The 21,003-nt window shown below is 72.4% G+C and carries 19 protein-coding genes; 13 read left to right on the top strand and 6 right to left on the bottom strand.

All coding sequences use genetic code 11. The features are described 5' to 3' along the window. Positions 1-27: 27 nt before the first annotated feature. Positions 28-1,503 (top strand): serine/threonine-protein kinase, encoded by a 1,476-nt coding sequence (locus tag EV374_RS31400; protein WP_132240791.1) that lies wholly within the window; start codon positions 28-30, stop codon positions 1,501-1,503. Between the two features lie 236 nt (positions 1,504-1,739). On the opposite strand, the gene EV374_RS31395 is transcribed toward EV374_RS31400, so the two are convergent. The 3 genes from EV374_RS31395 to EV374_RS31385 form a co-directional block, all read right to left on the bottom strand. Next, positions 1,740-2,636: an NmrA/HSCARG family protein gene (locus EV374_RS31395; protein ID WP_132240790.1), complete on the bottom strand. Its 897-nt coding sequence runs from the start codon at positions 2,634-2,636 to the stop codon at positions 1,740-1,742. Between the two features lie 102 nt (positions 2,637-2,738). Beyond that, positions 2,739-3,359 carry a Rossmann-fold NAD(P)-binding domain-containing protein gene (locus EV374_RS31390; RefSeq protein ID WP_132240789.1) on the bottom strand — a complete coding sequence of 207 codons (621 nt, stop codon included), beginning with the start codon at positions 3,357-3,359 and terminating at the stop codon, positions 2,739-2,741. Further along, complete coding sequence (locus tag EV374_RS31385) at positions 3,356-3,919, bottom strand: RNA polymerase sigma factor (RefSeq protein WP_132240788.1); 564 nt, start codon at positions 3,917-3,919, stop codon at positions 3,356-3,358. Before EV374_RS31385 ends, EV374_RS31390 begins: the two co-directional genes overlap by 4 nt. A gap of 257 nt (positions 3,920-4,176) precedes the next feature. On the opposite strand from EV374_RS31385, the gene dnaE reads away from it, so the two are divergent. Beyond that, positions 4,177-7,707: a DNA polymerase III subunit alpha gene (gene dnaE, locus EV374_RS31380; protein ID WP_132240787.1), complete on the top strand. Its 3,531-nt coding sequence runs from the start codon at positions 4,177-4,179 to the stop codon at positions 7,705-7,707. A gap of 45 nt (positions 7,708-7,752) precedes the next feature. Here dnaE and EV374_RS31375 read toward each other — a convergent pair whose 3' ends face one another. Next, positions 7,753-8,178, bottom strand: a complete 426-nt coding sequence (locus tag EV374_RS31375; protein ID WP_132240786.1) for a hypothetical protein — start codon at positions 8,176-8,178, stop codon at positions 7,753-7,755. Between the two features lie 150 nt (positions 8,179-8,328). Between EV374_RS31375 and EV374_RS31370 the strand changes: the two genes are divergently transcribed. From EV374_RS31370 to EV374_RS31350, 5 genes are all read left to right on the top strand, one after another. Continuing rightward, positions 8,329-8,964 carry a DUF998 domain-containing protein gene (locus EV374_RS31370; RefSeq protein WP_132240785.1) on the top strand — a complete coding sequence of 212 codons (636 nt, stop codon included), beginning with the start codon at positions 8,329-8,331 and terminating at the stop codon, positions 8,962-8,964. Positions 8,965-9,006: 42 nt separating this feature from the next. Next, positions 9,007-9,378, top strand: coding sequence for a YciI family protein (locus EV374_RS31365; RefSeq protein WP_132240784.1), 372 nt, complete (start codon positions 9,007-9,009; stop codon positions 9,376-9,378). Between the two features lie 68 nt (positions 9,379-9,446). Beyond that, complete coding sequence (locus tag EV374_RS31360; RefSeq protein WP_486486065.1) at positions 9,447-10,688, top strand: RNA polymerase sigma factor; 1,242 nt, start codon at positions 9,447-9,449, stop codon at positions 10,686-10,688. A 41-nt stretch (positions 10,689-10,729) separates the two neighbouring features. Then, complete coding sequence (locus EV374_RS31355; protein WP_132240782.1) at positions 10,730-11,641, top strand: DUF2268 domain-containing putative Zn-dependent protease; 912 nt, start codon at positions 10,730-10,732, stop codon at positions 11,639-11,641. A gap of 71 nt (positions 11,642-11,712) precedes the next feature. Continuing rightward, entirely contained in the window at positions 11,713-12,750 is a 1,038-nt protein-coding gene (locus EV374_RS31350) for an aminotransferase class V-fold PLP-dependent enzyme (protein ID WP_132240781.1), read from the top strand. A 42-nt stretch (positions 12,751-12,792) separates the two neighbouring features. On the opposite strand, the gene EV374_RS31345 is transcribed toward EV374_RS31350, so the two are convergent. After that, on the bottom strand, positions 12,793-13,653 hold the full coding sequence (locus EV374_RS31345; RefSeq protein ID WP_132240780.1) for an SPFH domain-containing protein: 861 nt from the start codon (positions 13,651-13,653) through the stop codon (positions 12,793-12,795). A 310-nt stretch (positions 13,654-13,963) separates the two neighbouring features. Here EV374_RS31345 and EV374_RS31340 point away from each other — a divergent pair, with 310 nt between their 5' ends. The 6 genes from EV374_RS31340 to EV374_RS31315 all read left to right on the top strand — a co-directional run bounded on the left by EV374_RS31340 (position 13,964) and on the right by EV374_RS31315 (position 19,330). Next, on the top strand, positions 13,964-14,725 hold the full coding sequence (locus tag EV374_RS31340) for an ABC transporter ATP-binding protein (protein WP_132240779.1): 762 nt from the start codon (positions 13,964-13,966) through the stop codon (positions 14,723-14,725). Then, positions 14,712-15,404: a branched-chain amino acid ABC transporter ATP-binding protein gene (locus EV374_RS31335; protein WP_132240778.1), complete on the top strand. Its 693-nt coding sequence runs from the start codon at positions 14,712-14,714 to the stop codon at positions 15,402-15,404. The genes EV374_RS31340 and EV374_RS31335 overlap by 14 nt, the downstream gene beginning before the upstream one ends. A 40-nt stretch (positions 15,405-15,444) precedes the next feature. Then, positions 15,445-16,704, top strand: coding sequence for an ABC transporter substrate-binding protein (locus tag EV374_RS31330; RefSeq protein ID WP_132240777.1), 1,260 nt, complete (start codon positions 15,445-15,447; stop codon positions 16,702-16,704). A 7-nt stretch (positions 16,705-16,711) separates the two neighbouring features. Beyond that, positions 16,712-17,593, top strand: coding sequence for a branched-chain amino acid ABC transporter permease (locus tag EV374_RS31325; protein ID WP_132240776.1), 882 nt, complete (start codon positions 16,712-16,714; stop codon positions 17,591-17,593). Further along, on the top strand, positions 17,590-18,606 hold the full coding sequence (locus EV374_RS31320; protein ID WP_121395353.1) for a branched-chain amino acid ABC transporter permease: 1,017 nt from the start codon (positions 17,590-17,592) through the stop codon (positions 18,604-18,606). The genes EV374_RS31325 and EV374_RS31320 overlap by 4 nt, the downstream gene beginning before the upstream one ends. Positions 18,607-18,682: 76 nt before the next feature. Further along, positions 18,683-19,330, top strand: a complete 648-nt coding sequence (locus EV374_RS31315; protein ID WP_486486064.1) for a transcriptional regulator — start codon at positions 18,683-18,685, stop codon at positions 19,328-19,330. 265 nt (positions 19,331-19,595) lie between these two features. On the opposite strand, the gene EV374_RS31310 is transcribed toward EV374_RS31315, so the two are convergent. After that, positions 19,596-20,189 (bottom strand): hypothetical protein, encoded by a 594-nt coding sequence (locus tag EV374_RS31310; RefSeq protein WP_132240775.1) that lies wholly within the window; start codon positions 20,187-20,189, stop codon positions 19,596-19,598. Positions 20,190-21,003 lie beyond the last annotated feature (814 nt).

The following is a 21,003-nucleotide window of genomic DNA, read 5'->3' as shown; positions in this document are numbered from 1 at the left end:
GGCGGTGCCGGTGTCGGGGGTGGTGCGGTGACCAGTCCGGGGCGGATCGGGCCCTACCGGGTCGAGCGGCTGCTGGGCACGGGGTCGTTCGCGACGGTGTGGCTGGCCCACGACCCGGTGCTCGACTCCCGGGTGGCGATCAAGGTGCTGGCCGAGAACTGGCACCACGACCTGCGCGTACGGGAGCGCTTCCTGGACGAGGCCCGCCTGTTGCGCCAGCTCGACGACGAGCGGCTGGTCCGCGTCCACGCGGTCGGCGAACTGGCCGACGGCCGGCCGTACTCGGTGCTGACCTGGGCCGACGGCGGCAGCCTGCGCGACCGGCTGGCGGCCGGGCCGGTGCCGGCGCCCGCCGCCCTGGAGTTGCTGGCCGAGATCGCCGCCGGCGTCGCCGTCCTGCACCAGCACGGCGTGGTGCACCGCGACCTGAGCCCGGGCAACGTGCTGTTCCGCTCCGGCCCGGACGGCGAGCGGGTGCTGATCGCCGACCTCGGGCTGGCCAAGGCCCTCGCCGCCGCCTCCGGTCTCACCGCCCGGGCCGGCACCCCCGGCTACATGGCCCCGGAGCAGGACGACCCGTTCGCCATCGTCGACACCCGCGCCGACGTGTACGCGCTGGGCCGGCTCGGCCTCCGCCTCCTCGCCCCGGCCCCCGACGTCGCTGCCGCCCCCGGTGCCGTCGCCGTCGCCCAGGCGGCGGGCGGGGCGGGTGGGGGCGCCCCGCCGGAGGTGGCCGAGGTCCTACGGCGGGCCACCGCGCCCCGGGCCGCGGACCGGTACCCGGACGCCACCGCCTTCCGCGCCGCCCTGCGCCGCCCCGCCCCGGCCGCCTCCGCGTCGGCTGCTCCCGTGCCGGCCGCTCCCGTGCCGGCCGCTCCGGTGCCGGCCGCTCCCGTGCCGGCCGACGGGACGGTCAGGCATCCGGCCCTCCGGGCGCGCACGGCGGGGCGGCCGGTCGCCCGGCGGCGGCTCGGCGCGCTGGCGCTGGGGGCCCTGACCCTCCTGGCGGCCCTGTCCACCGCCGGCGACGACACGACGGGCCGGCGGGACGCCGGAAGCTGGACGAGCGGGCCGGTCACCGTCGCGCTGCCGCCCGGGTGGCGGGCCACCGGCACCGGCTGGGCCGGACGGTACGGACCCGACGGCCGGCTCGAACCCGCCCTGGTGATGTCGCCCGACCCGCACCGGTGGGCGGCCGACCCCACCGTGCCGGGTGCCTTCGTCGGGCTCTCCGTCAGCATCGCCGCGCGCACCAGCCCGGCGGGCTTCGTCGCCGAGCGTTCCCACGCGGGGTGTGCCGCCGCGCCCGTACGCCGTACCCGACAGGCGGGCGTGGACTGGGTGGTGGCCCGGTTCACCTGCGACCGGGGACGGCCCGAGGTGGTCGAGGCCGCCGGGCTCGCACCCGGTCGCGCCGGCCTGGTCTACGTGCAGATCACGCCCCCGGCCGGCAGCCGGGCCGACTTCGTCGACACGCTGCTGGCCGGGGTGCGGGTGGACTAGTGCCTCGTCAGGTAGCCCTGCGCGGGTACTCCGCGGTGCGTGGGGCGGCGGTGGCCGCCGAGCCGGTCCGCGGGCGGGAGGATCGGATGACGCTGTCGAGCTGAGTCGTCTGTGACATCAGGCGTCGTCGGGGCCACTACTGGGGCACCAGGGGGCGGTGAGTCGTCTGCGACATCAGCTCGACAGCGTCGTACGTGCGGATCCGCCACCGACGGACACCGCTCTGGAACGAGGCACTAGCTCTCCCGGGGCCCGCCCCGCTTCGCGGGCTCCCCGGCCCGGTCCCCGTGCCCAGCGGACGCCGCCGCCCGGCCGAGGCGGTCGCGCAGGAACTCCTCGAACGTCAGCAGCCCGGGGAACCGGTTGCGCAGGCCGGCGATGTCGGCCTGGTATCCGCTCTCGGCGAACCAGGCGTACATGCGGTGCTCGACCGGCTGCGGTTCCAGGCGGGTGGGGGTGCCGGTGAGCGCCTCGTAGATCTCGGCGACCCGGGTGAAGGTCAGCTCGTCCCCGGCGATCTCGATCTGCGTGCCGAGGTGGTCCGCGGGGTGCGCGAAGGCGTACGCGGCGATGCGGCCGACGTCGTCGGAGGCGATCATCTGCAGCGGTCGGTCGGGAAGGACCTGGAGGCGCAGGACCCGTTCTCCCTCAGCGTCGGCGTAATGGAGGAGATTGTTCATGAAGAACGCCGGGCGCAGGATGGTCGCGGGCAGGCCCGACGCCTGGATGTGCCGCTCGATCTCGGCCTTGGTCTCGAAGTGGTCGATGCCGGTCCGCCGCTCCGCGCCGCCCACCGAGCTGTAGACCAGGTGCGCGACACCGGTCTCCCCGGCCACGTCGGCGACCGTCCTGCCCTGCCTGACCTCGGCCGCGAGGCCGTCCGGAGTGTGTGCCAGTGCCTGGACGCTGAAGACACCGTGCACACCGCGCATCGCCTCGCGTAGCGACCCGGCATCGTCCATGTCCCCCTCGACCAGGGTGGCGCCCTGCTCCGCGAGGAGGCGCGCGGCCGGCCTGGCCCGATCGCGGACGAGTGCCCGCACCTGCCAGCCGTCCTGGAGCAACCGGCGGGCCGTGGCGCCGCCCTGATTGCCGGTGGCGCCGGTCACGAGGATCGTCTTCCGCTCCGTCATGACGGTCCAGCCTAGGGAAACGGCTGGTCAGCCCGCCATCGAGGGGGCCGTCATCGACGGGGGAGTACGCCCGTGCCGGCGCACCGCCGCCCTCCGTCGGTGCTAGCGCACCACCACCGTGACCGTGTGCGTCGTACCGCCCTGGGGGATCAGCACGTCCACCGTGCCGGGGCGGACGAACCGGATGTCGACCACCCCCGCCTCGTAGCTGCGGGAGACCAGGTCCTCCCGGTCCACGCCGACCTCACCCGGCCCGATGCCGATGATCCGCAGCACCCCGCCGGTCGCGAAGCAGAGCGAGCGCACCAGCGCCAGCTCGGTCTCGGCCAGCACCAGGTCGTGGCGTACCGCCCCGAAGCAGGTGCCGGGCAGCTCGCCCGGCGAGCGCGTCGCGGTCGGCGTACGCCCGGCGGCGGTCGTCGGGGGCGCGGCCGGCGGGGGCCGGCGGGACGGCGGGACGACGGCCGACGTGCCCGGCGGACGGCCTGGCGTGCTCGGCGACGGCGGGGAGGCCGACGGTGGGAGGGCCGACGGGGAGGGCGGGGCCGGGCCGGGGGAGCGGGAGGCCGGCGCCTGCACGGGCAGCGGGGAGACGGGAGCGTCCCCGCCGCCGCATCCCGCGAGCGGCACGGCCACGGTCACGGCGACCACCGCGATCCCGGCGAGCCGCGGGGCGGAGAACCGTGCGCCGCCGAAGCCTCGGCGGCGGCCCGTCGCCGTCACCGCCGGCCCTCGCCGGCGGCGGGCTCACCGGAGAGCCGGTGCCGCAGCTGGCGGCGGGCCTCGTGGATCCGGGACTTGACGGTGCCCTCGGGCACGCCGAGCAGGCCGGCGATCTCCCGGTAGCCCAGCCCCAGGACGTCGCGCAGGGTCACCGCCTCGGCGAGTTCGGGGCGCAGCGCGTCGAGCGCGTCGAGCAGGTCCAGCCGGGTGCCGGCGACCACGCTCGTGCGGCGCGGGTCCACCGGCTCCGGCAGCGGCACGCCGTCGGCCTCCACCAGCCAGCGCCGCCGCAGCACCCGGTACGTCGAGCGGGCCCGGTTGGCCGTCAGCCGGTACAGCCAGGTGTGGAACGACGAGCGGCCCTCGAAGCGGCCGACGCCCCGGGCCAGCGCGAGCAGCGCGTCCTGGCACGCCTCCTCGGCGTCCTGGCGGTTCGGCAGCAGGCGGGCGCAGAGCCGCAGCACCTCCGGGCGGACCCCGACCAGCAGCGCGTCGAGCGCCGCGGGATCGCCGCGCGCCGCCGACTCGACCAGCTCCTCGACACCGTCCGGGAGGGGCATCAGGTCGTCCAATGCTCGCCGGATACCGTCCGACCAGGCTACGGCCGCCGCCGCCGATCGGGGCGCCCCGAGTCCGGGAACCGACTGCCGGAGGCCGTCGTGGGCCCCGCCGAGCGCGCGGGGCGGGGCCGGCGGAGAGACGCGCGCCACCCGGCCAGGCCCTGTCCGCGCGGCGTCTGGAGCCGCGTTTCCCGGCGGCGATAGGGTAGGCCGTCCGAGCTCGACCAACCCAAGATCCGACCCGGGGGGCGCCACGCATGGGCGATTCGTTCGCGCATCTGCACGTGCACACGGAGTACTCGATGCTCGACGGGGCGGCCCGGCTGAAGGACCTCTTCGCCGAGGTCAAGCGGCAGGGCATGCCGGCGGTGGCGATGACCGACCACGGCAACATGCACGGCGCGAACGACTTCTACAAGCAGGCGATGGCCGCCGGCGTCACCCCGATCCTCGGCATCGAGGCGTACGTGGCGCCGGAGTCGCGGTTCCACAAGCAGCGGGTGAAGTGGGGCCGGCCGGAGCAGAAGAGCGACGACGTCTCCGGCAGCGGCGGCTACACCCACATGACCATCTGGGCGAAGAACAAGACCGGCCTGCACAACCTCTTCAAGCTCACCAGCCGGTCGTACACGGAGGGGTTCTTCGTCAAGTGGCCGCGGATGGACGCGGAGCTGCTCGCCGCGAACTCCGACGGGTTGATGGCCACCACCGGCTGCCCCTCCGGCGAGGTGCAGACCCGGCTGCGCCTGGGCCAGTACGACGAGGCGCTCAAGGCCGCCGCGCGGTACCAGGAGATCTTCGGCAAGGAGAACTACTTCCTGGAGGTCATGGACCACGGCATCAGCATCGAGAGCCGGGTCCGCCAGGAGCTGCACGACATCTCCCGCAAGCTGGACATCCCGCCGGTGGTCACGAACGACTCGCACTACACCCACGAGTCGCAGGCCGAGGCGCACGACGTGCTGCTCTGCGTGCAGACGGCGGCGAACGTCGCCGACCCGAACCGGTTCCGGTTCGACGGCAGCGGCTACTACATCAAGTCCGCCGACGAGATGCGCGCCGTCGACAACTCCGATTTCTGGCTGGAGGGCTGCCGCAACACCCTGCTGGTGGCCGAGAAGGTCGACCCCGCGGGGATGTTCGAGTTCCACAACCTGATGCCGCGCTTCCCGGTCCCGGAAGGGGAGACCGAGGAGTCCTGGTTCCGCAAGGAGACCTTCGCCGGGCTGGAACGGCGCTACCCCGGCGGCATCCCCGAGGGGCACGTCAGGCAGGCCGAGTACGAGCTGGGCGTCATCATCCAGATGGGCTTCCCGTCGTACTTCCTCGTGGTCGCCGACTTCATCCAGTGGGCCAAGAACCAGGGCATCGCCGTGGGCCCCGGCCGTGGCTCGGCCGCCGGCTCGCTGGTCGCTTACGCGCTGGGCATCACCGACCTCGACCCGATCCCGCACGGCCTGATCTTCGAGCGCTTCCTCAACCCCGAGCGCGTCTCCATGCCGGATGTCGACATCGACTTCGACGAGCGCCGGCGCGGTGAGGTCATCAAGTACGTCACCGACAAGTGGGGCGAGGACAAGGTCGCCCAGATCGCCACCTTCGGCACCATCAAGGCCAAGGCCGCGATCAAGGACTCGGCCCGGGTGCTCGGCTACCCGTACGCGGTGGGCGACCGGATCACCAAGGCGATGCCCCCGGCGGTGATGGGCAAGGACATCCCCCTGGAGGGCATCTTCGACCCCAAGCACCCCCGCTACGCCGAGGCCGGCGAGATCCGGGGCATGTACGAGGCCGAACAGGACGTCAAGAAGGTCATCGACACCGCCCGGGGCATCGAGGGGCTGATCCGCCAGACGGGCGTGCACGCCGCCGGCGTCATCATGTCCGCCGAGCCGATCATCGACCACATCCCGCTGATGCGCCGGGACTCCGACGGGGTCATCATCACCCAGTTCGACTACCCGACGTGCGAGTCGCTCGGGCTGTTGAAGATGGACTTCCTCGGCCTGCGCAACCTGACGATCATCGACGACGCGGTGAAGAACATCCAGCTCAACCACGGCAAGGAGCTGGACCTGCTGGCGTTGCCGCTGGACGACAGGGCCGCGTACGAGCTGCTGGCCCGGGGCGACACCCTGGGCGTGTTCCAGCTCGACGGCGGGCCGATGCGCTCCCTGCTGCGGATGATGAAGCCGGACAACTTCGAGGACATCTCCGCCGTCCTGGCGCTCTACCGGCCCGGCCCGATGGGCGTCGATTCGCACACCAACTACGCGCTGCGCAAGAACAACCTCCAGGAGATCACTCCGATCCACCCGGAGCTGGAGGAGCCGCTGCGCGAGATCCTCGCGCCCACCTACGGCCTGATCGTCTACCAGGAGCAGGTGCAGCGCGCCGCGCAGATCCTCGCCGGCTACACCCTCGGCCAGGCCGACCTGCTGCGCCGCGCGATGGGCAAGAAGAAGAAGGAGATCCTCGACAAGGAGTTCATCCCCTTCCGGGACGGCTGCCGGGAGCGGGGCTACTCGGACGAGGCGATCCAGAAGGTCTGGGACGTGCTGGTCCCGTTCGCCGGCTACGCCTTCAACAAGGCGCACTCGGCGGCGTACGGGCTGGTGTCGTACTGGACGGCGTACCTGAAGGCGCACTACCCGGCCGAGTACATGGCGGCGCTGCTCACGTCCGTCGGTGACGACAAGGACAAGATGGCGCTCTACCTGTCGGAGTGCCGCCGGATGCGCATCCAGGTGCTGCCGCCGGACGTGAACACCTCCGCCGGGCCGTTCACCCCCGTCGGCAAGGAGATCCGGTTCGGCCTCGGCGCGGTGCGCAACGTCGGCGCCAACGTGGTCGCCGCGATCATGCGCTGCCGGGAGGAGAAGGGCGAGTACGCCGACTTCTACGACTTCCTGTCGAAGGTCGACGCCGTGGTCTGCAACAAGAAGACCATCGAATCGCTGATCAAGGCCGGGGCGTTCGACTCGCTCGGACACTCCCGCAAGGCGCTGCTCACGGTGCACGCGGAGGCGATCGACGCGTACGCCGACGTCAAGCGCAAGGAGGCTGTCGGCCAGTACGACCTCTTCGGGGCCGGCTTCGGCGACGCGGAGACCAACAGCACCACGGTGATGCCGGTCATCGGCGACGGGGAGTGGGACAAGCGCGACAAGCTCGCCTTCGAACGCGAGATGCTCGGCCTCTACGTCTCCGACCACCCGCTCTTCGGCCTGGAGCACGTCCTCGGCGCGGCGGCGGACTGCACCATCGCCTCCCTGTCGGAGGAGGGCACCGTTCCGGACGGGGCCGTGGTGACCCTCGCCGGCATCCTCTCCGGGGTGCAGCGGCGCGTCACCAAGCAGGGCCGGGCCTGGGCGTCGGCCACCCTGGAGGACCTCGCCGGCGGCGTGGAGACCCTCTTCTTCCCCAACACCTACGAGGTGATCGGGCAGTACATCGCCGAGGACGCCATCGTGGTGGTCAAGGGGCGGGTGGACCGGCGCGACGACACCCCGCGCATCATGGCGATGGACATGTCCATGCCGGACGTCAGCAGCACCCCGGGGAGCAAGCCGGTCACGCTGACCATCCCGGTGCACCGGTGCACCCCGCCGCTGGTGGAGCGGCTCAAGGAGACCCTGGTGCTGCATCCGGGCGACACCGAGGTGCACGTCAAGCTGCTCAACGGCGGCCGGACCACCACCCTGCGGCTGGGGCCGTTCCGGGTGGCGGCCACCACCGCGCTGATGGGCGACCTGAAGAGCGTCCTCGGCCCCGCCAACGTCAGCTGACGCCGCCACCCCGCCGGCCAGCCTGGCCGGCGGGGTGGGTCGAGGTCAGATCCTGGTCATGGTCGAGGGGTAGCCGCCCCCACCGGGGTAGACCCACTCGCCGGTGACCGTGGTGCCGTCGGCGCTGAACGTGCCCTCGTAGTACGCCGGGCTGCCCTTCGCGCCGCCCCAGATCGTCAGCTTGTCGCCGGCCAGCTCGTAGACGTAGTCGAGGGTGTTGCCGGTCGAGTCGTAGAACCGCGACACCACGTCCGCGCCCACCGGCTCGCCGAACGGGCGCAGGTTGCCGATCACCTCCAGGCCGGTGACGGGCTGGCCGAACTGGGTGAGCGCGACGCGCTGGAGCAGGAAGAACCGGCCCTCCATCCATTCGTACGTCACGGTTCCCTCGGCCCCGCCGGTGACCGTCCAGGTGCCGACCAGGCGGTCCAGGGCCGTCAGGTCGGCGCTCGGCTCAGGGGTTTCAGACATGTCGTCCTCCTTGCTGGGTCGTTGCCGGTACCTCGGAGGCGGCCGGAAGATCTCGACACGCGCCTGATGTGACCCCGATCACCGCATGGCCGTGTCGAGATCCCTGGGCCGGCCACGAGGTAGCGGCAGGAACCCACCAAGGAGGAACCCGTGGCCACCCTCGCCGTCCCCGCCGTCCGCCGCTCTTCCGACCACCTGCTGCTGGCCGGTGCCCTCGCCGGACCGGTCTTCTTCGCCTCGGCCGTCGTCCAGATGCTGACCCGGGAGGGCTTCGACATCACCCGGCACCCGATCAGCCAGCTCGCCACCGGCAGCCTCGGCTGGATCCAGATCACGACGTTCGTCCTCGCCGGCCTCGGCGGGCTGGCGCTGGCCGCCGGGATCAGCCGCGCCCTCACCGAGGGGGTCGGCCGGCGCGCGCTGCCGATCCTCGTCGGGACCTTCGGCGTCGGCCTGGTCGCCGCAGGCCTGTTCACCATGGATCCGGAGAACGGCTTCCCGGCCGGCACCCCCGACGGTCCGGTCGACCGGATGTCCTGGCACAGCGTCGCGCACTCGGCCTCGGCCACCGTCGCCTTCACCGCGCTGGCCGTCGCCGCCATCGTGCTGGCCGTGCGGTGCGGGCGCCGCCGGGCCGTGCTGCCGGCCGTGCTGAGCAGCCTCGCCGCGCTCGTCCTGCTGCTGCCCGTGTCGCCGGACCGGATGAGCATCCAGATCGCCGTGAACGGACTCGTCGCCTTCACCTGGACGACAGTCCTCGCCCTGTCCCTGCGCCGTCCCGCCTGACCCCACGTACCGTCGATCCAGGCCCGACCAGGAAGAGAACCCGTGAAGTACCTGCTGCTCAGTTACACGCCGGCCGCCGCCTGGGACGGCGCGACCGCCGATGTCCCGTCCGAGGAGGCGATGGCCGCGTTCGCCGCGTACCAGAGGTTCGAGCGGGAGCTGACCGAGACCGGCGAGCTCGTCGGCAGCGAGGGCCTCGGCCACCCCGTGGTCAGCGCCACCGTCCGCCCGACCCCGGCCGGTGTGATCGCCACCGACGGGCCGTTCGCCGAGCTGAAGGAGGTCCTGGCCAGCTTCGCCGTCATCGACGTGGCAAGTCGGGAACGGGCCGTCGAGATCGCCTCGCGGATCGTCGAGGCGCTGGGTGAGCCCATCGAGATCCGGCCGATCATGGGCGAGGACTTCACGGCATGACCCCTCCGCGCCGGCCCGCACCCGTTGCGGGCGCAGGCCCGGGCGCGGGTACGAAGGGGGACGCCGGCGTGCCCACGGACGTCGAGCACCTGCTGCGTTCTGAGGCGCCGCAGGTGCTCGGCGCGCTGGTGCGGCGCTTCGGGCACTTCGACGTCGCCGAGGACGCGGTGCAGGAGGCACTGCTCGCCGCGAGCCGGGCGTGGCCGGTCGACGGCGTGCCGGAGAACCCGCGTAGCTGGCTGATCCGGATCGGCTACCGGCGGATGGTCGACCTGCTCCGCTCCGAGGGGGCCCGGCGCCGACGCGAGCGGGAAGCCGGAACAGCCGAACTGGCCATGCGGGAACCCGCCCGGCTGGCCTCCCCTCCGCCGGAGACCGACGACAGCCTCACCCTGCTGCTGCTCTGCTGCCATCCGGCGCTGAGCAGCAGCTCCCAGGTGGCGCTCACGCTGCGCGCGGTGGGGGGTCTGACGACCGCCGAGATCGCGCACGCCCACGGGACCACCGAGGGCACCATGGGTACCCGGATCAGCCGCGCCAAACAGCAACTGGCCCGTGCCGGCGCCCGCTTCATCCCGCCGACCGACGCCGACCGGCACGACCGGGTGACCGCGGTGACGCGGGTCCTCTACCTGATCTTCAACGAGGGCTACACGGCCTCCGCCGGGGCCGAACTCGCCCGCGTGGACCTGACCCGCGAGGCGATCCGGCTGGCCCGGATGCTCCACGCCAGCCTGCCTGACGACGCCGAGGTCGCCGGCCTGCTCGCGCTGATGCTGCTCACCGAGTCGCGGCGTGCCGCCCGCACCGGCCGCGACGACGAGCTGGTGCCGCTGGACGAGCAGGACCGGACCCGGTGGAACCCCGACCTCATCCGGGAGGGCACCGCGCTGATCGACAGCGTCTGGCACCGGCGCGAGGTGGGCCCCTACCAGTTGCAGGCGGCGATCGCGGCCGTGCACGCCGACGCCGGGTCGCCGGAGAACACCGACTGGCCGCAGATCGCGGCGCTCTACCTGTGGCTCGAACGACTGCACCCCACCGCGCCGGTACGGCTGAGCCGGGTGGTCGCGGTGGCCCGGGCGTACGGGCCGGCCCGGGGGCTGGCCCTGCTCGACGACCTCAACCGGCGCTTCGGGCTCGACCGGGAACCGCTGACCCGGCAACGGGAACGCGCGGTGCGCGCCCACCTGCTCGAGATGACCGGCGACGCGCGAGGCGCGGCGACGCGGTACCGCGAGGCGGCCACCCTGACGGCGAACCAGGTCGAGCGGCGGTACCTGCTTCACCGCGCCGACCGCCTCGACTGACGATCGAGCGGGCCCGCGGCGGATGCGGCATGATCGCGGGCATGACCGTGCCCGCCGGGGAGGCCGCCGCGAGCCCGCTGCGGGTCCGCGACCTGGTGCCGGACTTCCTGGCGTACGCGAGCCGCGCCGCGCACGTCCCCCGGCAGCGGTGGGCGCAGCTGTGGCGGACGCACTACCTGGCGCCCCACCGCGACCTGTACGCGGCGCTGGACCGCCGGGGCGACTGGTCCGGCGTGGACGACCTCGAAGCCGTCCTGGAGCGGCTGCACGGGCATGAGGCGGTGTTCGCCGCGCGCGCGGAGCGGCTGGCCGCGCTGCTGCCCGCCACGGTCGCCGGGGTGGGCCGGGCGATGGGCTGGCCGGGCGACGGGGAACCGCTCGACTGCGTCCTGCTGGTCGGGCTGGAACAGGCCAACGGCTGGGCCGACGAGTTCCGGGGCCGCTTCGCCCTGTTTCTCGCCGTCGAGCGGCTCGGCGAGCCGGAGCACGACGAGCTGCTGGTCCGGCACGAGGTGGCGCACGTGGTGCACGACCGGCTGGCCCGCATCCGGGACTGGCCGGAGCGCGGGGTCGCCCACGCGCTGCTCACCGAGGGGCTGGCCACCCAGGTGACGGCCGAGCTGGACCCGCGACGACCGGACGACGAACACCTCTGGATGGGCGCCACCCACCGGCGGTGGCTCGCCGACTGCCGGCGCCGCTGGCCGGAGATCCTGCACCGGATCGCCGCCGACGTGGACGCCACCGACCTCGACCGGTACGCCGCCTGGTTCCTCATGCGCGACAGCGACCACCGGGGCGACCTGCCGCGCCGCTGCGGCTACCTGGTCGGCCTGGAACTGGTCCGGCTCCTGCGCGAGCGCCACCCGCTGCACGAGATTGCCACCTGGGACCTCGACCGGGGGCTCGACGAGGTGCGACGAGGTCTGCACGCCCTGCGCGCGGCGACCTGAACCAGCACCCGGGGCCGCGAGCGCCGGATTGGCCGTCCCGGTACGCGGCGCGAGTGGCTAGCGTCGGCGTTGTGGAGATCGCACAGGCGCAGAAGTTGTGGCAGTCGCAGCCGGGTTGGCTGAACACCGCCAGCTACGGGCTCCCGCCCGATCCGGTGTGGGACGCGGTGCAGGAGGCGTTGACCGACTGGCGGGCCGGGCGCACGTCGTGGGAGGGCTGGGGGCAGGCCACCGAGCGGTCGCGCGCCGCCTTCGCCGGCCTGGTCGGGGTGCCGGTCGCCGACGTCACGGTCGGCAGCACGGTCTCGCAGCTGCTGGCCCCGGTCGCCGCCGCCCTGCCCGCCGGCGCGACCGTCGTGGTGCCGGAGGTCGAGTTCACCTCCAACCTCTTCCCGTGGCTGGTGCAGGTCGAGCGGGGCGTGCGGGTACGCACCGTGCCGCTGGCCGGGCTCGTCGACGCGATCGACGCCGACACCGACCTGGTGGCGTTCAGTCTGGTGCAGTCGGCCGACGGCGCGGTCGCCCCGTACGCCGAGATCGTCGCGGCGGCCCGGGCGTACGGCGCCCTCGTCGCGGTCGACGCCACCCAGGCGTGCGGCTGGCTGCCGTTCGACGCGAGCCTCGCCGACGTGGTCGCGGTCGGCGCGTACAAGTGGCTGATGGCCCCGCGCGGCTCCGCGTTCGCCTACCTGGCGCCCGCGCTGCGGGAGCGGCTGCGCCCCGACGCCGCCGGCTGGTACGCGGGGGACGACCCGCACGCCTCCTACTACGGCCTGCCGCTGCGCCTGGCCGGCGACGCGCGCCGGTTCGACATCTCGCCGGCGTGGTTCAGCTGGGTCGGCACGGCCCCCGCACTGGAACTGCTCGCCGAGATCGGCGTGCCGGCCGTGCACGCCCACGACGTCGCCCTGGCCAACCGGTTCCTCGCCGGGCTGGGCCGCCCGCCGGGGGAGAGCGCGATCGTCGCGGTGGAGGTGCCGGGCGCGGCGGAGCGGCTGGAGCGGGCCGGCGTCCGGGCGGCGGTCCGTGCCGGCCGGGTGCGGGCGTCCTTCCACGTCTACTCCACGGAGGCCGACGTCGACCTCGCCCTGGACGCGCTCACCGGCTGAGGCCGGGGCGCGGCCAAGGGCGGGGTCGACGCCGGCCGACCGTCACTTGGCGCCGGTGACGATCCCCGGGTTGATGCAGAGGCCGGGGTTGCTGCCGTTGCGTTCGGCGATCTCCAGGCACCGCGACACCTTGTCGACCTTCGCGTTGGTCTCGGTGATCTGCTTCTGGATGGCGGCGTTCTTCCGGTCCTGCTCCAGGTTGCGGGTCTGGGCGAGCTTGTCCTGGAAGGCCTTGATGTTGCCCTCGGTCTTGTCGTCGTGGTTGACCCGGGTGATCGTCACCGACAGGATGTCGACGTCGCTGGAGAGCCGCGACTCGGCGCTGGTCTTGATGCTCTCGGCGAAGGGCTTCAGGTCCACGTTCAGGCTGCCGGTGTCCGAGTCGATCTTCTCCAGCGGGTTGTAGGTGGCGAAGGCGTCGTTGACGGCGCTGTCGAGCTGCACGCCCACCCGCTGGCCCCGGAAGCTGTCGAAGTCGCCCTTGTAGTCCATGAACTGCTTGGGCGCGTTCTCCGGCTTGACCTGCCACTCGACGAGCACCTCGACGCAGGCGTCGGCGAGGGTGCCGGTGCGGACCCGCACGCAGTGGTCGCCGCCGATGTGGTCGTACTTCTGCCGGCCCGCGTCCCACTCGCCGACCTTGTGCCAGGGGGCGACCCACTTCAGGCCGGAGCCGGTGACCTTGCCCGTCGGCTTGTTGAAGCTGGTGACGATGCCGACCGAGCGGATCGGCACGGAGTGGGCGCTGGAGCCGACGACGAACACGACCGCGCCGACGAGGCAGCCGAGCGCCGCCAGGGTGGCGGTCCGCTTGGTCGACCTGTTCGGAGCGGCGAGCGCCAGCAGGCCGGAGATCGCCAGGCCGACGGCGAAGATGATCGCAACAGTGAAGCCGAAGGGCATTTCGCTCGGCACCTTTCGCAGGAGGGGGCCATCACCCTAGGGGCACCGGTCAAGGCAAAACGCAGGTGGGGCGCGGCCGTGGCGCGCCCACATGACGTGGTAGGCCGTGGCTCGACAGTCACCGCCGTCGATGCCGGCGGGCGGGGTGGCCGGGCGGCGGGGTGGAGTTCCCGCACGGTCGGGCGTCCCAGAATGTGGCTGCCATCGACATAGTTCGACATCGCGACGCCGCCGTAGGTTTCCAGCACGCGACGGCCATGTGACCCCGGTCACCGATCCGGTCGTCGCCGGACCTACGAAGGAGTAGGCGATGGCCGGGCAAGCGCTCCTGTCGGCCCGCGGGCTGACCCGTGACTTCCGGGGTTTCCGGGCGGTCGACGAGGTCGACCTCGACATCGCGGCGGACAGCGTCCACGCGCTCGTCGGCCCGAACGGCGCCGGGAAGACCACCCTGTTCAACCTGCTCACCGGCTTCCTGCGGCCCAGCGGCGGGCGCATCGAGCTGTCCGGCCGCGACGTGACGGGGCTGCCCCCCGAGCGGGTCGCCCGGCTCGGCGTGGCCCGGTCGTTCCAGATCACCAGCCTCTTCCCGCAGCTCTGCGCGCGGGAGCACGTCGAGTTGGCGCTTCAGAGCCCGAGCGGGCTGGGCTGGCGGTTCTGGCGCTCGGCGAAGCTGATGCGCCGCTACACCGACCGGGCCGGCGAACTGCTCGACATGGTCGGGCTGGCCGAGCTGTCCGAGGCCCCCGCCGAGGCGCTGGCGTACGGGCGCAAGCGGGCGCTGGAGCTGGCCATCGCCCTCGCCCTGGACCCGAAGGTGCTGCTGCTCGACGAGCCGACCGCCGGGATGGGCCTGGAGGACGTCGACCGCACCGTCGAGCTGGTCGCGCGGGTCCGGCGGGGCCGGACGGTGGTGCTGGTCGAGCACAACATGAGCGTTGTCGGGCGGCTCGCCGACACCGTCACCGTCCTACAGGCCGGCAAGGTCCTCGTCGAGGGCCCGTACGAGCAGGTGCGCGCCGACGAGCGCGTGATCACCGCCTATCTGGGAGCCGCCGATGCTGCGCATTGAGAACCTGTCCGCCTGGTACGGCGAGGCGCAGGTGCTGCGGGAGGTCAGCCTGGACGTCGCCGCCGGCGAGGTGGTCACCCTCGTCGGGCGCAACGGCGCCGGCAAGTCCACCCTGCTGCGCTGCGTGATGGGCCTGCACGCCGGCCAGCGCGGCCGGATCGAGCTGGACGGGCGGGACGTCGGGAGGCTGCCCGCGTACCGGCGGGCGCGGTTGGGGCTCGGCTGGGTCCCCGACGACCGGGGCAGCTACGCCACGCTGAGCGTGACGGAGAACCTCATCCTGCCGCCGAGAGTCGGGCCCGACCCGTGGTCGCTGGAGCGCGTGTACGAGGCGTTCCCCGCCCTGCACCAGCGGCGGGACTCGGCCGCCACCATGCTCTCCGGCGGCGAGCAGCAGATGCTCGCGCTGGCCCGGGTGCTGCGGATGGGCGCCCGGCTGCTGCTCTGCGACGAACCGACCGAGGGGCTCTCGCCGCTGCTCGTGCAGCAGGTCGGCGACCTCCTGCGCGAGGCCAAACGACACGGGGTGACCGTGCTGCTGGTCGAACAGAACCTGCACTTCGCCACCGGCGTCGCCGACCGGCACTACCTGCTGGCCGAGGGACGCGTCGTGGAGGCGATGGACAACTCCGAGGTGCGCTCGCGGGAACGGGAGCTGCTGTCGTACCTCGGTATCTGAATTCCGATTCGACGACCCGCGCGGCGCGCGGGGTGGAGGGATGGGCATGCGTAGGACGGTGGGTGTGGCCGCCGCTTCGGCGGCGGCGGTGGTGCTGGTCGCGGGCTGCGGCGGCGGTGGTCCCCAGGCGGGCGGGGACCAGAAGCTGACCGGCGGCAAGATCGTGCTGGGCGTGCTGAACGACCAGTCCGGCGCGTACTCCGAACTGTCCGGCAAGAACTCGGTCAAGGCCGTGGAGATGGCCATCGCCGACTTCAAGGCCAGGCACGGCGACAGGGCGGTGACGAAGGACATCACCGTGGAGACCGCCGACCACCAGAACAAGCCCGACATCGCCAACACCAAGGCCCAGGAGATGTACGACCGCCAGGGCGTCGATCTGATCCTCGACGTGCCCACCTCGTCGGCGGCGCTGCGGGTGGCCGACGTGGCGAAGGAGAAGAAGAAGCTCTACTTCAACATCGGCGCCGCGACCACCGACCTGACCGGCAAGAGCTGCAACAAGTACACGTTCCACTACGCGTACGACACCTACATGCTGGCCAACGGAACGGGCAAGGTCACCACCGAGCAGGTCGGCAAGAACTGGTACATCCTCTACCCGAACTACGCCTTCGGCCAGGACATGGAGAAGAGCTTCACCGCCGCCATCACCGCCGCTGGCGGGCAGGTCGTCGGCAAGGACGGAGCGCCGTTCCCGAACACCAGCGGCGACTTCTCCACCTTCCTGCTCAAGGCGCCGACGCTCAACCCGAAACCGCAGGTGCTCGGCACCATGCAGGCCGGCGCGGAGCTGGTCAACGTGGTCAAGCAGTACAACGAGTTCAAGCTGCGCGACAAGGGCGTCGGGCTGGCGGTCGGCCTGATGTTCATCACCGACATCCACTCGCTCACCCCGGCCGCGCTCGCCGGCACCACCTACACCGACGCCTGGTACTGGAACTTCGACGCGAAGAACCGCGAGTTCGCCGACCGGTTCCAGAAGGAGACCGCTACCCGGCCGTCCTTCGCGCACGCGGCCAACTACTCCGCCGCGATGCAGTACCTGGAGGCCGTGCAGGCCGCCGGCACCGACGACGCCGACGCGATCGTCAAGGAGTTGGAGGGCAAGGAGGTCAACGACGTCTTCCTGCGCAACGGCAAGTTCCGCGCCGAGGACCACCGGGTCATCCACGACGCCTACCTCGCCCAGGTGAAGCCGCAGTCAGAGGTCAGTGAGCCGTGGGACTACGTCAAGGTTCTCAAGACCATCCCCGCCGCCGAGGCGTTCCGCGCCCCGTCGGCGGACTGCAAGATGTGACCAGGGCATGACCAGCTTCTTGCAGAACACGTTCAACGGGTTGGTGAGCGGGGCGTTCTACGCCCTGCTCGCCCTCGGGCTCGCCGTCATCTTCGGCATGCTGCGGGTGGTCAACTTCGCCCACGGGGCGTTCTACATGCTGGGCGCCTTCGGCGCGTACGTCCTGCTCACCGAGGCGGGCGTGCCGTTCTGGGCGGCGTTGGTGATCATGCCGGTGGGGCTGGCCCTGGTCGGCATGGCCCTGGAGCGGGCCTTCATCCACCGGCTCACCCGGCTCGACCCGCTCTACAACTTCCTGCTCACCTTCGGCCTGACGCTCATCCTCCAGGACCTGGTGAAGCTCCGCTACGGCGTGCAGTCCAGCCCGTACGAGACCCCGTCCGCGCTCAGCGGGTCGGTCGACTTCGGGCTCTTCGACTTCCCCACCTACCGCGTCTTCATCCTCGGCTTCGCGCTCGCCGTCTGCGCCGGCGTCTGGTGGGTGCTCACCCGCACCCGGGTCGGCATGGTGGTCCGGGCGTCGACCGAGCGACCCGAGCTGACCCGGGCGTTCGGCATCGACGTGGGGCGCTGGGTCACCCCGGTCTTCGGCTTCGGCATCGGCCTCGCCGGGCTGGCCGGGGTGCTGGCCGCGCCGATGCGGGCCGTGAACCCGCTGATGGGCGCCGACCTGATCATCGTGGTCTTCGCGGTGGTGGTGATCGGCGGGCTGGGCTCGATCTTCGGGTCCGTCGCCGCCGGCTTCGGCATCGGCCTGGTGCAGGCGTGGGGCGAGGCGTACCTGTCCGACTTCCCGATCGTGTCGCAGACGATCGTCTTCATCGTGATGGCCGTCGTGCTGCTCTGGCGCCCGGCCGGGCTGTTCGGCCGTGAGGAGGCACCGGCATGACGAGCACCGTCGACACCGAGACCGACGCCGGTCGCCCGGCGCCGAGGTCCGGTCTGGTCGCCGTGACCCGGGCCCCCGGCTGGGTCCGGTACGCGCTGCTCGCCGTCGGGCTGCTGGTGGCGTTCTGGCTGCCCAACGGGCTCTACCCGGCGGTGGCGGTGGACATCCTCTGCTGGGCGCTCTTCGCCGTCGCCGTGGACCTGCTGCTCGGCTTCACCGGGCTGATGTCCTTCGGGCACGCGGCCTTCTGGGGCGCCTCCGCGTACGTCACCGGGTTGACGGCCATCCACCTCGGCCTGCCGTTCCCGGCGGCCGTGCTGGCCGGGGCGCTCGCGGCGGCCGTGCTCGCGGTGCCGATCGGCTACCTGGCGGTGAAGCGGACGGGCATCTACTTCGCCATGGTCACCCTGGCGTTCGCGCAGATGGTCTACTACGTCGCCAACGAGTGGCGCTCGGTCACCCGCGGCGAGAACGGCCTGCAGGGCGTGCCACGCGAGCTGTTCGGGCTGGACCTGACCGACGACTACTACTTCTACTACGCGATCCTGCCGATCGTGCTGCTCGGGCTGGCCGCCGCCTGGCGGATCGTGCACTCGCCCTTCGGGCGGGTGCTGGTCGGCATCCGCGACAACCCGGCCCGCGCCCGCGCGCTCGGCTACCCCGTGCACCGCTACAAGCTGACCGCGTTCGTGCTGTCGGGCTTCATCGCCGGGCTCGGCGGCGGGCTGTTCGCCGTCGGCCACCGCTTCGTCTCCCTCGACGTGCTGCACTGGACCACCTCCGGCAAGGCGGTCATCGTGGTGGTGCTCGGCGGCATCGGCACGCTCTGGGGCGGGGTGCTCGGCGCGGGCATCCTGGTCCGCCTGGAGGACTGGCTGTCGTTCTCCGGGTTCGAGGCGATCGGCCTGGTCACCGGCGGAATCTTCGTCCTCGTCGTCCTGGTGTTCCGGCGCGGCATCTGGGGCAGCGCCGCCGCCCTGGCGACGCGCTGGGCGGCATCTCGCCGCCGGTAGTCGCACCCGGGCGCATCCAGCCGCGGCCCTCCCGACGAACCCCCGGGTAGTGAACGTCTACCCGGGGGTACGTCTGGTGCTGACAGATCCCATGCCGGTCGGGGCCGTCGAGACCGCGCGCAAGCAGTTGTCACTGGCCGCCGACGACCTCGACGCCAACCGGATCGCCGCCCTCGTCGTCGAGGTGGCCGACGAGTGGGGCGCGGCGGCGCTGTGGGAACAGGTCTGCGTGCCGATGCTGGCCGCACTGCCCGGGCACACCGCCATCGAGGTCGCCGTCGAGCACGCCCTCGCCGAGGGCGTCCGCGTCGGCCTGGACGTGTTCCGGCGCGTACCGGGCCGCCCGCTGCCCACCGGCGGCGTGCTGCTGGCCGGCGCGGAGCAGGAGACGCACTGCCTCGGCCTGCACGCGTTGGCCGCCGCGCTGCGCGAGCGGTCCCGGGGGAGCCTGCTGCTCGGGCCGGCACTGCCGTGGACGGCGCTCGCCAGCGCCGCCCGTCGGGTCCGTCCGCGCATCGTCGTGGTCTGGGCGCAGACGCCGGTCACCGGCCGCGCGTACCGCCTGGTGCGCTTCGCCCGCGACTTCCCGGCGACCCGGGTGTACGGCGCCGGCCCGGGCTGGATCGAGCCGCTCGCCGCACCGGCGACCCGACTGTCCACGCTGCCCGCCGCCGTCACCGCCTGCGCCGCGCCGCCGTCCCCGCCTGTGCCGCTCCTGCCCTGACGGGACCTGGGGGCGACACCCCGTCGAGGACCACGACTCACGTGTGGCAGATGCCGGCCGGGACGCGTCAGCGCGTCCTCATCGCCTGCGACAACCCCGAACGTGTTCCTGGCGCTCGTGCTCCAGTCCGCCGTGGCTTCGGCCGCCGTCCGGCCAGGAACCTGACGTCGAGCCCTCTCCGGATGGCCGGCGGTGGATGTGCCGCTGGCCGGCACCCTGTGTTCGGGTGCCGGCCAGCGATCCCCCTTGTGGTGGAAAGTCTGTGTCAGCTGTTCCAGTGCTCGGTGACGAGGTCGGCGGCCTGCTGCTCCCACTGGGCGTAGTGGTCGGGGTAGGCCGAGACCTGCACGGTCTGGGCGGCCTTGGTCAGGGGCATGTCCTGCCAGCCGTCGACCTGCTTGAGGCCCTTGAGGAACGCGGTGGTGGAGTACTCGGGGTCGGTGATCTGCTCGACCGTGCCCCACCCGCTGGAGGGGCGCTGCTGGAACAGGCCCTGCGAGTCGTGGTCGTTGCGGTCACCCAGATGACCCAGGTTCTCCAACTTCGACTCCTGCAACGCCGTCGCGATCGACACCACCGCGGCCCGCTCGTCCATACCGGCCTTCTTCGTCGCCGCGATGATGGCCTTCACGTTGGCGACCTGCTCGTCGGACAGGTCGACGTGCGACTGGGTGCCCTGCACACCGTGCGGGACCAGCTTGGCCTTGTCCACGGCCGGCTTGTCAGCCTGCACCGTCACCGCGACCGGGGTCGACTCCACCGACGGGGCCGCGTGCGCGGTCGCGGGACCGGCGAACACGCCACCGGCGAACGCGAGACCAGCGATACCGAGAACGCTCTTACGGATGATCGTGTTCATCAGAAACGCTCCATTCGGGGGTCGGCACCCACACCGAAAGGGGGATCGGCTTCACGCGGGTGCAAGCACCGTCGGCGCTCATGAACTCACGGGGGATCTCCAGCGGAAACCTGGAGAGAATCTCCGACGATCAAGCCGGAGCAAGATCAGAGGGAAGATCAGCTCGGCCGTGCCGGCCGGATGTCCGAACCCGTGGTGGGCCGAAGGGGGCCGGGCTGTTTGTGCGGGGCGGGGGGGTGCCCTCGCGTCGGCCGGACCATGTGTAACCACCGCCGGCCCGCCATCATTCCGGGGCCCCGGGCCCGCCATCCGTCGGGGCGGCGTGACCTCGGCGGGGTGGTCTTGCTCGGTCGTACGCAGGGTGTAACGACCCCGCCCCGGCCACGATTCCGCCCCCCACGATGCCCCCGGTCACACCCCCAAACCACCCACCCGGCACCGACACGCCAACCGCTGACGACTCACCGGCTCAAGCCGCCCCGGACAGCCACCCCGAAACCGGACACCGGTCACACCCGGGCCCACGGGTCACCGACTCCCGGCTCACCTGCTCCCCGGCTCACCTGCTCATCTGCTCATCTGCTCAGCCTCCTCACCTGCTCACCTGCTCACCTGCTCACCTGGTCACCTGGCTCATCCGGCTCAGTCGAGTGAACCCAGGTGAGTCGGGTGAGCCGGTCCTCGGGTCACTGGGTCACTGGGTCACTGCGGTCGCCGGGGGTCACCGGAGTCGCCCCGGACACCAGGTCACCGAGGCACCGGTGGAGATCTTGGTACGAGAGGGCCCCTGGAGGGGCGGTTTCTTGCCAAGATC

Source organism: Micromonospora sp. CNZ303, assembly GCF_004345505.1.
The sequence above is the reverse complement of the archived record's forward strand: the minus strand, read 5'-3'. Positions and strand labels throughout refer to the sequence as shown.

What these genes read in the sequence shown, in the direction of transcription:
- EV374_RS31345 (WP_132240780.1), bottom strand. Translation starts at nt 13,653, where the DNA reads ATGCCCTTCGGCTTCACTGTTGCGATCATCTTCGCCGTCGGCCTGGCG.
- EV374_RS31375 (WP_132240786.1), bottom strand. Translation starts at nt 8,178, where the DNA reads ATGTCTGAAACCCCTGAGCCGAGCGCCGACCTGACGGCCCTGGACCGC.
- EV374_RS31320 (WP_121395353.1), top strand. Translation starts at nt 17,590, where the DNA reads ATGACGAGCACCGTCGACACCGAGACCGACGCCGGTCGCCCGGCGCCG.
- EV374_RS31385 (WP_132240788.1), bottom strand. Translation starts at nt 3,919, where the DNA reads ATGCCCCTCCCGGACGGTGTCGAGGAGCTGGTCGAGTCGGCGGCGCGC.
- EV374_RS31330 (WP_132240777.1), top strand. Translation starts at nt 15,445, where the DNA reads ATGGGCATGCGTAGGACGGTGGGTGTGGCCGCCGCTTCGGCGGCGGCG.
- EV374_RS31340 (WP_132240779.1), top strand. Translation starts at nt 13,964, where the DNA reads ATGGCCGGGCAAGCGCTCCTGTCGGCCCGCGGGCTGACCCGTGACTTC.
- EV374_RS31355 (WP_132240782.1), top strand. Translation starts at nt 10,730, where the DNA reads ATGACCGTGCCCGCCGGGGAGGCCGCCGCGAGCCCGCTGCGGGTCCGC.
- EV374_RS31325 (WP_132240776.1), top strand. Translation starts at nt 16,712, where the DNA reads ATGACCAGCTTCTTGCAGAACACGTTCAACGGGTTGGTGAGCGGGGCG.
- dnaE (WP_132240787.1), top strand. Translation starts at nt 4,177, where the DNA reads ATGGGCGATTCGTTCGCGCATCTGCACGTGCACACGGAGTACTCGATG.
- EV374_RS31310 (WP_132240775.1), bottom strand. Translation starts at nt 20,189, where the DNA reads ATGAACACGATCATCCGTAAGAGCGTTCTCGGTATCGCTGGTCTCGCG.
- EV374_RS31395 (WP_132240790.1), bottom strand. Translation starts at nt 2,636, where the DNA reads ATGACGGAGCGGAAGACGATCCTCGTGACCGGCGCCACCGGCAATCAG.
- EV374_RS31335 (WP_132240778.1), top strand. Translation starts at nt 14,712, where the DNA reads ATGCTGCGCATTGAGAACCTGTCCGCCTGGTACGGCGAGGCGCAGGTG.